Consider the following 12,402-nt stretch of genomic DNA (forward strand, 5'->3'; position numbering starts at 1 on the left):
TCAACTACCGGTGCCGGCGCCCCAGATCCCGCCCAGGCTTTCCAGCAGCGAACCGCCGACGCCCTGCTGGCCGAGGTATTGCAGAATCACCGGGGCAAACTGACCGACCATGCCGCTGTCCATGCCCAGCGCGCTGAAGGCATTGTTCAGGTCGTTGGCGTTCTTCACGGTGCCCAAGGCGTTTTCCAGACCAGCGGACTTACCGGACGAGCCGAGCAAGCCGGCGAGAGCGCCCAGCTCACCGCCGCCCGACAACGTGTCGATCCCCGGTACGCTTTTGGCCAGTTCCGAGTAGTCGGTCGAACTCAACTGATTCTTCGCCAACCCCAGCATCGCGCCAGTGCCGCCAACGGCTTGTTGCGGCGTCACGTTCAATTGGCTCAGCGCACTCAGCAGACCGGCCGTCTGCGAGGTCGGCGCGGCCGCTGCGGCGGCGTTATCGCCCTGCATGCCGGAGATGGCATTGGCCGCATCGTTCAGGCTGAACTGAGCAAAGACCGGACTGGCGGCCAGACTCATCAGCGAAGCCAGTGCAAAACCGCGTGAAATCTTCATCGGGACAACCTCTTTAAGGCCAATACCGCCCACCCATGGGCGGCGAAAAACTGTGTGTTGGACTGGTAACCCCCCACATTGTTCCCACCCGTCTGTAGGAGCGAGCTTGCTCGCGATGGACGTCAACGAAAACGCGTGCGTGCTGATCCGAGGGGGTCCACCCGTGAATGGAACAACCCCACGCCGTGAACTAACCTCTGCCTGCAACCGGCAACGCACGCAACCTGCCTCGATTGCCTGGAGAACCGTTATTCCCATCGCCGACGCCGATCAACTCAGGCAACTTCTCGCCCAGTGCTCACTGGGCGATCGCCGCGCGTTCGAGACGCTTTACCGCAGCGTCGGCCCGCGCTTGCATGGGGTAGCGCTGCGCTTCATGGGGCGTCCCGACCTGGCCGAAGAGGTGCTGCAGGAAAGCTTCGTGCGCATCTGGAACAACGCCTCGCGCTACGAATCGCACCTGTCGGCCCCGCTGACCTGGATGATCAACATCACGCGCAATCAGGCCATTGACCAGTTGCGCAAACACCGCGACCGGCCGTTGAGCGATCTCGAAGAGCAAGCGCTGGAGGATGAAAGCCCATCGGCCCACGAACAATTGAGCAGTGCCCGCGACGCCAGCGCCTTGAATCGTTGCCTGGACAGTCTCGAAGGCATGCAGCGCCAGTCGATTACCGTCGCGTATTTTCAAGGGCTGTCGTGTGCCGAACTGGCCGAACACCTGGCCGCGCCGCTGGGCTCGGTGAAGTCCTGGATCCGTCGCGGCATGGAACGCCTGCGCAGGTGCCTGGAATCATGAACTATCAAACCCCAACCCTGCGCCGCGCCCTCGCCGCCGACTACGCCATTGGCCTGATGCCGGCTGCCGCGCGCCGACGTTTCGAGCAGTTATTGCTGGAAGACGCGGCATTACGCTCGGAACTCGCGCAATGGCAGGAAAACCTGGCCAGGTTGACCGATGCGTTGCCCGAGCAGCCGGTGCCGGATAGCGTCTGGCAAGGCATTACAGCGCGGATCGAACCGCAAGTGCTGCATGTGCCCGCGAGGCGTCCATTCTGGAACTGGTTGCGGGTGACGGCGGCGGTGTGTTCGCTGGTGGTCGCTGTGATGTTGGGCGTTATGTACAACCACGACAATGCACGTTACAGCGCCACGTTGCTGGCGGCAGACGCGCAGCCTGCAATGAAGGTAGAAGCGCACGAGGATTATTTGAAAGTCGAACCGCTGACCCTCGCCGCCGTCGAGCCAGGACAGAGCCTTGAGTTGTGGGCGATTCCGGCGGATGGCAAACCGATCTCCCTCGGGGTGATTCCGGCGGGAGGCAAAGGCAAGGTTGAACTGAACGACGCGCAGAAGGCACTGATCGGCAAGCCGATTGCGTTGGCGGTGAGTCTTGAACCGCAGGGCGGCTCGCCGACCGGGCAACCGACGGGCCCGGTGTTATATCAAGGCGCACTAGCGGCGTTGTGACCGACTCCGAGGACGAAACGCACCCTTTGTAGCAGCTGCCGAAGGCTGCGTTCGGCAGCTGCTACAGATTGCGTTGTGACGGAAGCTCTGACCCTATCAGTTCTGCTAGTAGGCAACCCTGGTTGATTGCGCCACAGTGAAACCCTGAATCGATGCCTCTTCAGGGAGATCAGCCCCATGCAGATCGACAGCAAAACCTTGCTTTGTCGTTACCAGTACGACGCACTTAATCGGCTGGTTGCGAGCGCGCCCTTGGTGCAGGCCGATACCCGGCGTTTCTACCTGAAAGATCGCCTGACCACCGAGATTCAAGGCGCCGAGCAGCGTTCAATCATGCAGCACGAAGATCAACTGCTGGCCGAGCAACAGCATCAGAGCAGCACCGTGGGAACGCGCTTGCTTGCCACTGATCAGCAGCGCTCGGTGTTGAACGTACTCGCTGCAGCGGGGCGCAATCCCCTTGCCTTCACACCCTATGGTCACCACCATCCGGAAAACGGATTACTCAGCCTGCTCGGTTTCAATGGCGAACGACCGGATCCGGTCACTGGGTGCTATTTGTTGGGGAATGGCTATCGGGCGTTTAATCCGGTTTTGATGCGATTTAACAGCCCGGACAGTTGGAGTCCGTTTGGGGAGGGGGGGTTGAATGCGTATGCGTATTGCGTGGGGGACCCCGTAAATAAATCGGATCGGACGGGACATTTACCACTTTCCTCTAAGCCTTCACTAAGCGGCATACCAGGAATGGCAAAAAGAGTCAGCCCTGCACCTCAGCTACAGCCTATTAAGAGGCTCAACAATATGCCCAATGAAATACTGGCAAAGATATTCGAAAACCTTGAGGGTAGAGATCTTGTCAATGTGTCCCTCACTTCAAAACGAATGAAGGGATCTGTTGACGCGTTATCCAAGATCAACATGGAAAAACTTTTGAACGCCGGCCTACCAGAACATCGATTGCCAATAATCGATAACGTAGGGTTTGGGGAAATAAAAGGAATAGCACCCTCAGCAGCGGTCAACACGGGAGTAACCCAAGCGCAGGCCCAACGGGATTTTCCTTATGCAATGACCCGACAAGTTGGCACTGACAACAGGAACATGCATTACGGCCCCAGACCTGACCTGCTTCCCCAAGTTGATCCACCAAATGTTGTTGCTGCACAGATTAGAGCAATGAACGGTGATTTATTTTGATTTCAGTACGCTAGAGATGAAAAAGGGCGACATTACGTCGCCCTTTTTTCTATATCTCTTACGCCGCACTAAACAACTTATGCGGATCAATCACAAACTTCTTCGGCACGCCCGCGTCGAACTCGCCATAACCCTGTGGCGCCTGGTCCAGGCTGATCACCTGAACGCCCACCACTTCGGCGATGTTGATACGGTCCCACATGATCGCCTGCATCAGCTGGCGGTTGTACTTCATCACTGGCGTTTGACCTGTGTGGAAGCTGTGGGATTTAGCCCAGCCCAGACCGAAGCGGATGCTCAGGCTGCCCATTTTCGCGGCTGCATCCACAGCACCTGGATCCTCGGTCACGTACAGGCCTGGAATGCCGATTTTGCCGGCCACCCGAACCACGCCCATCAGGGAGTTGAGCACGGTCGCCGGTGCTTCGTGTTTCACGCCGTCATGGCCGTGGCCGCGTGCTTCGAAGCCTACGGCGTCGACGGCGCAATCCACTTCTGGTTCGCCCAGCAGTGCAGCGATTTGTTCGTGCAGCGGGGTGTCCAGGGACAGGTCGGCGATTTCGAAGCCCTGGGCCTTGGCGTGTGCCAGGCGGACGGTGTTGACGTCGCCGATGATGACCACTGCCGCGCCCAGCAGGCGAGCGGAAGCGGCGGCGGCCAGGCCGACCGGGCCGGCGCCGGCGATGTACACGGTGCTGCCTGGGCCAACGCCGGCGGTCACTGCGCCGTGGTAACCGGTCGGCAGGATGTCGGAGAGGCAGGTCAGGTCACGGATTTTTTCCATGGCGCGATCGCGATCCGGCAGTTTCAACAGGTTGAAGTCGGCGTACGGCACCATCGCGTATTCGGCCTGGCCGCCGGTCCAGTCGCCCATGTCGACGTAACCGTAGGCACCGCCCGGACGCGCCGGGTTAACGCTGAGGCAGACACCGGTGTGCATTTCCTTGCAGGAACGGCAGCGCCCGCAAGCGACGTTGAACGGAACGGACACCAGATCGCCGATCTGCAGGTTCTCGACGTCGCTGCCCTTCTCGATCACTTCACCGGTGATCTCGTGGCCCAGCACCAGACCGGTCTGGGCGGTGGTACGACCGCGTACCATGTGCTGATCGGAACCACAGATGTTGGTGGAAACTACGCGCAGGATGACAGCGTGATTAATCTTCCTGCCACGCGGGTCCTGCATTTTCGGATACTCGATATTCTGTACTTCGACCTTGCCAGCGCCGAGATACACCACACCACGATTGCCAGACATGCTTTCACCTCGCTGTTGTTTTTATGTAGCGGTCGCGTCGCCCAGGATCGGCGGCGCGTTGATTGCTCGGGTACAGATGCTGATTGTTGTGTTGCTTGTCATGACCCCATCGCTAGCAGGCTAGCTCCCACAAGGGGTACGCATTTCAATGTGGGAGCTAGCCTGCTAGCGATAGCGATCTACAGAACGACGGTGCGATTGGCGTTCAAAAACACCCGTCGTTCAATGTGATATCCAACCGCCCGCGCCAACGTCAGCCCCTCGATATCCCGCCCCTTGGCGATCAAATCTTCCGGGTAATGACTGTGGTCCACGGCCTCTACGCCCTGGGCGATGATCGGGCCTTCGTCCAGGTCGTTGTTGATGTAGTGCGCCGTCGCGCCGACCAGTTTCACGCCCTTGTTGTAAGCCTGGTGATACGGCTTGGCGCCCTTGAAACCCGGCAACAGGGAGTGGTGGATGTTGATCGCCTTGCCGTCGAGTTTGCGGCACAGCTCTGGCGACAGCACCTGCATGTAACGGGCGAGAATCACCAGCTCGGCGCCGGACTCTTCAATCACCTGCCAGACCTGACGCTCCTGCGACGGTTTGTCGTTCGGGTCCAGGGGAAAATGGTAGTACGGAATCTGGTGCCAGTCGGCCAGCGGTTTGAGGTCCGGGTGATTCGAGACCACGGCGGCCACGTCCATCGACAATTGACCGATACGCTGGCGGTAAAGCAAATCGTTGAGGCAGTGATCGGCCTTGGAAACCATGATCACCACTTTCGGCCGATAATTGGGCTCGGTCAGTTCGAAGATCATGCCGAAATGGGCACCACGCTCTTCAAGCCCCGCGCGGAACGCTTGTTCGTCGAAACCGTCGGGCTGGCGGAATTCCACACGAATGAAGAAACGACCCGAGAGCCGGTCATCGAAGGAATGGTGCTCGGTGACGTAGCAGCCCTGCTCGAACAGAAAGCGGGTCACCGCGTCCACGGTGCCGAGGACGCTGGGGCAGTCGGCGGTCAGAATCCATGTGTCTGGTGCGCGGCTCATAGTGCGGTGACTCCTGAGAGTTCGGGGAACAAAACATTCTCCTGTGGGAGCGAGCCTGCTCGCGAAGAGGGCGTGTCAGTCGACATCAATGTCGCTGAGATACCGTCTTCGCGAGCAGGCTCGCTCCCACAGGTGATCGCCTCCTGATTACGCCTGGACGCTCAGGCCGTATTCAGCGGCTGCATCCTGCAACCACAGCCACCAGTAATCCGAGAAGCTGCGGCGGATCAGCAGTTCCCAGGTGTCTTCAGCGGTATGACGAATCACCAGTTGCGACTTGGCGAACACCGTGCCGACGGCCTTGCCTACCGGAAAACTGTTCGGGTGCACATCGTAGCTGGTGGACTTCATCAGCACCTGACGCACGTTCGGGCCGCTCAGTTCGAGGATCTGCTGGCCGCCGCTGACGTTGGTGATTGCGATGTGCAGGTCGCCCAGCGCTTCACGGAGTTTCTGCTCGGCGGCAAATTCTTCGCCGGTCGGCACGATCAACAGCCATTCATCCGGCCCCATCCATTGCAGGCTGGTTTCACCTTTGACGACGACGGTCAGCGCTGCCGGCAATTCGATGCCGAGAGCCTTGTGCACGCCAGCGGCGAAGGCGGCATCGTGGCCATCGCCACGGATGGTCAGGTGGCCGAGGAGTTTTTTCTCGCGCACGGTCACGCCGGCGCTTTTGCGACCCTTGCCCACCAGGCTGGCGAGGTCGGCATGATGCAGCGACGACTCGGCCTTGGCCCCGGTGGTTGGGCGTTGTTGGTAAACATTGGCTGCGGTCATAAAGCACCTTTCCTGAATTCTGTTGGTTCCTGTGGTGGCGGCACTGCCGTCATCGCTAGCAGGCTAGCTCCCACATTCGACCGTGTTTCCCTGTGGGAGCCAGCCTGCTAGCGATTGGCAGCCCCCCACAGATCTCGAGGCCATCAAATGTTCTGGCGATCGCCTTTCGGATCGAAGAACACCGAAGAAACGATTTCCGCTTCGATCACGCTACCGTCCGCCAGTGGCGCAAACACGCGTTCACCGATGCGCTTCAAGCCGCCCTTGACCACGCCCATGGCAAACGAATAGCCGAGGGAGTTGTGCAAGTAGCTGGACGTCACGTGCCCGACCATCGTCATCGGAATCGCTTGCTTGGTGTTGAACACCAGTTGCGCGCCTTCCGGCAGCCATTTGGTCGGATCGATCGGCTTCAGGCCAACCAGCTGTTTACGTTGATCACGCACGCAGTCTTCGCGATTCATCCCGCGCTGGCCGATCCACGAGAACGGTTTGGTGCGACCGACACACCAGCCCATGTTCAAGTCGTCCGGCGTCATCGAGCCGTCGGTGTCCTGGCCAACGATGATGAACCCCTTCTCGGCCCGCAGGACGTGCATGGTTTCAGTGCCGTACGGCGTCAGGTTGTACTGCTTGCCCGCCTCGACGATTTTCTCGAGCACGCCCATCGCATAGTCGGCTTGCACGTTGACTTCGTACGACAGTTCACCGGTAAACGAAATCCGGAACACCCGCGCCGGCACACCGCCGACCAGGCCTTCTTTCCAGGTCATGAACGGGAACGCTTCGTTGCTCAGGTCGATGTCGGTGACCTGGCTGAGCAGCTTGCGGCTGTTCGGCCCGGACAAGGTCATGGTTGCCCAGTGGTCAGTCACGGAGGTGAAGTACACCTTCAGGTCTGGCCATTCGGTCTGGTGGTAGATTTCCAGCCATTGCAGTACGCGCGCCGCGCCACCCGTGGTGGTGGTCATCACGAAATGGTTGTCGGCCAGACAGGCTGTTACGCCGTCGTCGAAGACCATGCCGTCTTCTTTGCACATCAGGCCGTAACGCGCCTTGCCCACATCGAGCTTGGTCCAGGCGTTGGTGTAGATGCGGTTGAGGAACTCGCGCGAGTCCGGGCCCTGGATGTCGATTTTGCCCAGGGTCGAAGCGTCCAGCAGGCCGACGCTGTCGCGCACGGCTTTGCATTCGCGCTTCACGGCCGCGTGCAGGTCTTCACCGTTTTTCGGGAAGTACCAAGGACGCTTCCACTGACCGACGTCTTCGAACTCGGCACCGTTCTTCACGTGCCAATGATGCAGCGCGGTGTGACGGACCGGCTCGAAGATGTGCCCACAGTGACGGCCGGCCACGGCGCCGAAAGTCACCGGCGTGTAGTTCGGACGGAACATGGTGGTGCCCATCTGCGGGATGGTCACGTTCAGCGAACGGGCGGCGATGGCCAGGCCGTTGACGTTGCCGAGTTTGCCCTGGTCCGTACCGAAGCCCAGTGCGGTGTAGCGTTTGACGTGCTCGACCGACTCGAAGCCTTCGCGGGTCGCCAGTTCGATGGCGGCTGCGGTGACGTCGTTTTGCAGGTCGACGAATTGCTTCGGCGCACGTGCGGTGTTTTTTTCGTGCGGCACCTGGAACAGCGCCAGCGTCGGCTCTTCGAGACGGCTCAGGGCTTTCGGCAAGGTGCCTTCGACCACGCTGAAACCGGCTTCGCTGGCTGCGCGAGCGCCGCCTTCAAAACCATCGGCCAGGGAATCGCCGAGACCATAGACGCCGTTGATGCCACCGACGCACACGCGTTTCTGCGGTGCTTCGCCTGGTACGAAACCGAGAATGTCTTCACGCCAGATCGGCTTGCCGCCCAAGTGCGAAGCCAAGTGAACCACCGGGCTGTAACCACCGGAACTGGCCACCAGGTCGCAATCGAGCCATTCGCCAGGGCTGGTCACGGCGTGTGCTTTGACGTCGATCGCGGCAACGCGAGCGGCGGTCACGTGCTTGCTGCCACGGGCCTCGATCACGGCACTGCCGGTGAGGATGCGGATGCCTTTGGCGCGCGCTTCTTCAACCAAAGCACCGCGAGGGTTGCTGCGGGCGTCGGCGATGGCCACGACTTGCAGGCTGGCATCGAGCCAATCCAGAGCAACGCGGTAAGCGTGGTCATTGTTGGTCGACAGCACCAGTTTCTTGCCTGGTGCCACGCCGTAGCGACGAACATAAGTCGACACTGCGCCGGCGAGCATGTTGCCCGGCACGTCGTTGTTGCCGTAGACCAGTGGACGCTCGTGCGTGCCGGTCGCCAGCACTACGCGCTTGGCGCGAACCCGGTGGATGCGTTGACGCACCTGGCCAATCGGCGCGCGGTCGCCGAGGTGATCGGTCAGGCGCTCGTGAATGGTCAGGAAGTTATGGTCGTGGTAACCGTTGACCGTGGCGCGCGGCAACAGCAGCACGTCAGGGGTGTCTTTCAGTTCAGCGATGACGCTGGCGACCCACTCGGCCGCCGGCTTACCGTCGAGGCTTTCACGGGAGTCGAGCAGGCTGCCGCCGAACTCTTCCTGCTCATCGGCCAGGATCACACGCGCACCGCTACGGGCAGCCGCCAGTGCAGCCGCCAGACCCGCAGGGCCAGCGCCGACGATCAGCACGTCGCAGTGCTGGTTCATGTAGTCGTAAGTGTCCGGATCGTTCTCGGTCGGCGAGCGACCCAGACCGGCGGCCTTACGAATGTACTTCTCGTAAGTCATCCAGAACGATTGCGGGTACATGAAGGTTTTGTAGTAGAAGCCCGGCGGCATCAGCTTGCCGCCGACCTTGCCGAGAATCCCCATCATGTCGTTGTTCACGCTCGGCCAGCCGTTGGTGCTGGTAGCGACCAGGCCTTGGTACAACGCTTGTTGCGTGGCGCGTACGTTGGGGATCTGCGTGGCTTCGGTCGCGCCGATTTGCAGCACGGCGTTCGGCTCTTCGGCACCGGCGGCGAAGATGCCGCGCGGACGGGAATACTTGAAGCTGCGACCGATGATGTCGACACCGTTGGCCAGCAGTGCAGCGGCCAGGGAATCACCTTCAAAGCCTTTGTAGACCTGGCCGTTGAAGGTGAAGCTCAGCACTTTGTTGCGGTCGATCCGTCCGCCGTTGGACAGGCGATTGATCTGGCTCATACCTTCTCTCCCAGAGCCGTGGCGGCCGCTTTCGGGCTGTCGGTCTTGTCGGTGAATTGTGGCTTGGTGCCGATCTTGTAGGTCTCGAGAATCTCGTAGGTCACGGTGTCACGGGTGGCATTGAAATACTGACGGCAACCGGCGACGTGATCCCACAGTTCGTGGTGCAGACCGCGAGGGTTATCGCGGAAGAACATGTAGTCGCCCCACTCCTCGTCGGTGCAGCTGTTCGGGTCCAGTGGACGCGGGATGTGCGCCTGGCCGGATGCGTGGAATTCCTCTTCGGAGCGCAGTTCGCCGCAGTGAGGACAGAAGATATGCAACATGGGGATTTCTCCTGTTAGTGGGCAACCGCAGCAGCGCCGTGTTCATCGATCAACGCACCGTTGTGGAAACGGTCGATGGAGAAAGGTGCAGCCAATGGGTGCATTTCACCCTTGGCCAGGCTCGCGGCAAAGACGTTGCCCGAGCCAGGTGTTGCCTTGAAGCCACCGGTGCCCCAACCGCAGTTGAAGAACATGTTCGGTACCGGAGTTTTCGAGATGATCGGGCAGGCATCCGGCGTGGTGTCGACGATGCCGCCCCACTGACGGTTCATGCGTACGCGCGACAGCACCGGGAACATCTCGACGATGGCCTGGATGGTGTGCTCGATCACCGGGTACGAACCACGCTGGCCGTAGCCGTTGTAGCCGTCGATACCGGCGCCGATCACCAGGTCGCCCTTGTCGGACTGGCTGATGTAACCGTGTACGGCGTTGGACATGATCACGCTGTCGATAATCGGCTTGATCGGCTCGGACACCAGTGCTTGCAGCGGGTGGGATTCGATCGGCAGACGGAAACCGGCGAGCTTGGCCATGTGCCCGGAGTTACCGGCGGTGACGACACCGACGCGCTTGGCGCCGATGAAGCCTTTGTTGGTTTCAACGCCGATGCACACGCCGTTTTCCTTGCGGAAACCGATCACTTCGGTCTGCTGGATCAGGTCCACGCCCAAGGCATCGGCGGCACGGGCAAAGCCCCACGCCACGGCATCGTGACGGGCCACGCCGCCGCGACGCTGGACGGTCGCGCCCATCACCGGGTAGCGAGTGTTTTTCGAACAGTCGAGGTACGGAATCTCGTCGGCCACTTGCTTGGCATCGAGCAGTTCGCCGTCAACGCCGTTGAGGCGGTTGGCGCTGACCCGACGCTCGGAATCACGGATGTCTTGCAGGGTGTGGCACAGGTTGTAGACGCCGCGCTGGGAGAACATCACGTTGTAGTTCAGGTCCTGGGACAGGCCTTCCCACAATTTCATCGCGTGTTCGTACAGGTGCGCCGACTCGTCCCACAGGTAGTTGGAGCGAACGATGGTGGTGTTGCGCGCGGTGTTACCGCCGCCCAGCCAGCCTTTCTCGACCACGGCCACGTTGGTGATGCCGTGTTCCTTGGCCAGGTAGTAGGCGGTCGCCAGACCATGCCCGCCACCGCCGACGATGACCACGTCGTAGACCTTTTTAGGGGTCGGCGTGCGCCACATTTTCTGCCAGTTTTCGTGATGGCTGAGGGAGTGTTTGAAGAGGCCGAAGCCGGAATAGCGTTGCATAGTCATTTACTCCAAAACCGCGCTCAGCGATAAACCGGGAAGTCCGCGCACAGGGCTGCCACTTGCTGTGCGACATTGGCCTCGACATCGGCGTCGCCGAGGTTGTCGAGGATGTCGCAGATCCAGCCGGCAAGTGTTACGCACTGGGTCACCTTGAAGCCGCGAGTGGTCACCGCCGGGGTGCCGATACGCAGGCCGGAGGTGACGAACGGCGACTGTGGATCGTTCGGGACAGCGTTCTTGTTCACAGTGATGTGGGCGCGACCGAGTGCTGCATCCGCCTCTTTACCGGTGAGGCCCTGACGGATCAGGCTGACCAGGAACAGGTGGTTGTCGGTGCCGCCGGACACTACATCGTAGCCGCGTTTGATAAACACGCCGGCCATGGCCTGGGCGTTGTCGATCACTTGTTGCTGATAGGCCTTGAAACCGGGCTCCAGCGCTTCCTTGAAGCACACCGCTTTACCGGCGATCACGTGCATCAGCGGGCCGCCCTGCGCGCCGGGGAACACCGCGGCGTTGAGCTTTTTCTCGATCTCTTCGTTGGACTTGGCCAGGATCAACCCGCCACGCGGACCGCGCAGGGTCTTGTGGGTAGTGGTGGTGACCACGTCAGCGTACGGCAGCGGATTCGGATACAGACCCGCGGCGACCAGGCCGGCAACGTGGGCCATGTCGACGAACAGCAGTGCACCGACCTTGTCGGCAATCTGCCGGAAGCGCGGGAAGTCGAGGGTCTTGGAGTAAGCCGAGAACCCGGCGACGATCATTTTCGGCTTGCACTCGACGGCCAGACGTTCGACTTCGTCGTAATCGATCAAACCGGTCTTGGTGTCGATGCCGTACTGCACAGCGTTGTACAGCTTGCCAGAAGACGACACTTTGGCGCCGTGGGTCAGGTGGCCGCCGTGGGCCAGGCTCATGCCGAGAATGGTATCGCCCGGCTGGATCAGGGCCAGGTAAACGGCGCTGTTGGCGGAAGAACCGGAGTGCGGCTGGACGTTGGCGTAATCAGCGCCGAACAGTTGCTTGGCGCGTTCGATGGCCAGGGCTTCAACCTTGTCGACGTGCTCGCAGCCACCGTAGTAGCGCTTGCCCGGATAGCCTTCGGCGTATTTGTTGGTCAGGCCACTACCTTGCGCTTCCATGACGCGTTTGCTGGTGTAGTTCTCTGACGCGATCAGCTCGATGTGATCTTCCTGGCGTTGCTCCTCGGCATTCATGGCCGCCAGCAGTGCATCGTCGTAACCCTTGATCTGGTCTTGCTTGCTGAACATCGCGTCTCTCCCAGCGGCATCTATGCGCCATTCGTCTCGGTAAGGCACTGGCGTTTCGGCAGTGCCCTTTGAA

11 protein-coding genes are annotated in these 12,402 nt (G+C 60.6%); 3 read left to right on the plus strand and 8 right to left on the minus strand.

Going from position 1 to position 12,402, the window contains the following annotated elements; all coding sequences use genetic code 11:
• Positions 1 to 555, minus strand: a complete 555-nt coding sequence (locus tag ACA057_RS29025; RefSeq protein ID WP_497344271.1) for a DUF2780 domain-containing protein — start codon at positions 553 to 555, stop codon at positions 1 to 3.
• A 163-nt stretch (positions 556 to 718) separates the two neighbouring features.
• Here ACA057_RS29025 and ACA057_RS29030 point away from each other — a divergent pair, with 163 nt between their 5' ends.
• The 3 genes from ACA057_RS29030 to ACA057_RS29040 all read left to right on the plus strand — a co-directional run bounded on the left by ACA057_RS29030 (position 719) and on the right by ACA057_RS29040 (position 3,225).
• The gene (locus tag ACA057_RS29030) at positions 719 to 1,354 is read left to right on the plus strand and encodes an RNA polymerase sigma factor (protein ID WP_497344273.1); all 636 of its coding nucleotides are present in this window, start codon (positions 719 to 721) and stop codon (positions 1,352 to 1,354) included.
• Entirely contained in the window at positions 1,351 to 2,025 is a 675-nt protein-coding gene (locus tag ACA057_RS29035) for an anti-sigma factor (protein ID WP_497344275.1), read from the plus strand. The genes ACA057_RS29030 and ACA057_RS29035 overlap by 4 nt, the downstream gene beginning before the upstream one ends.
• 177 nt (positions 2,026 to 2,202) lie before the next feature.
• Positions 2,203 to 3,225: an RHS repeat-associated core domain-containing protein gene (locus ACA057_RS29040; RefSeq protein WP_497344277.1), complete on the plus strand. Its 1,023-nt coding sequence runs from the start codon at positions 2,203 to 2,205 to the stop codon at positions 3,223 to 3,225.
• Positions 3,226 to 3,283: 58 nt separating this feature from the next.
• Here the strand turns inward: ACA057_RS29040 and fdhA are convergent, their stop codons facing one another.
• The 7 genes from fdhA to glyA form a co-directional block, all read right to left on the minus strand.
• A complete protein-coding gene (gene fdhA / locus ACA057_RS29045; RefSeq protein ID WP_059407445.1) occupies positions 3,284 to 4,483 on the minus strand; it encodes a formaldehyde dehydrogenase, glutathione-independent in 1,200 nt (399 codons plus the stop codon).
• 179 nt (positions 4,484 to 4,662) lie between these two features.
• The gene (gene purU, locus ACA057_RS29050) at positions 4,663 to 5,520 is read right to left on the minus strand and encodes a formyltetrahydrofolate deformylase (RefSeq protein ID WP_497344279.1); all 858 of its coding nucleotides are present in this window, start codon (positions 5,518 to 5,520) and stop codon (positions 4,663 to 4,665) included.
• A gap of 147 nt (positions 5,521 to 5,667) precedes the next feature.
• The gene (locus tag ACA057_RS29055; RefSeq protein WP_438659007.1) at positions 5,668 to 6,300 is read right to left on the minus strand and encodes a sarcosine oxidase subunit gamma; all 633 of its coding nucleotides are present in this window, start codon (positions 6,298 to 6,300) and stop codon (positions 5,668 to 5,670) included.
• Positions 6,301 to 6,443: 143 nt separating this feature from the next.
• Positions 6,444 to 9,461 carry a sarcosine oxidase subunit alpha gene (locus ACA057_RS29060; RefSeq protein WP_497344281.1) on the minus strand — a complete coding sequence of 1,006 codons (3,018 nt, stop codon included), beginning with the start codon at positions 9,459 to 9,461 and terminating at the stop codon, positions 6,444 to 6,446.
• Positions 9,458 to 9,787: a sarcosine oxidase subunit delta gene (locus ACA057_RS29065; protein WP_046818244.1), complete on the minus strand. Its 330-nt coding sequence runs from the start codon at positions 9,785 to 9,787 to the stop codon at positions 9,458 to 9,460. Before ACA057_RS29065 ends, ACA057_RS29060 begins: the two co-directional genes overlap by 4 nt.
• Positions 9,788 to 9,801: 14 nt before the next feature.
• A complete protein-coding gene (locus ACA057_RS29070) occupies positions 9,802 to 11,052 on the minus strand; it encodes a sarcosine oxidase subunit beta (RefSeq protein WP_007947735.1) in 1,251 nt (416 codons plus the stop codon).
• 23 nt (positions 11,053 to 11,075) lie between these two features.
• Positions 11,076 to 12,329 carry a serine hydroxymethyltransferase gene (glyA, locus tag ACA057_RS29075; protein WP_201185048.1) on the minus strand — a complete coding sequence of 418 codons (1,254 nt, stop codon included), beginning with the start codon at positions 12,327 to 12,329 and terminating at the stop codon, positions 11,076 to 11,078.
• Positions 12,330 to 12,402: the final 73 nt, after the last annotated feature.

This window comes from Pseudomonas sp. LBUM1661 (assembly GCF_059695925.1).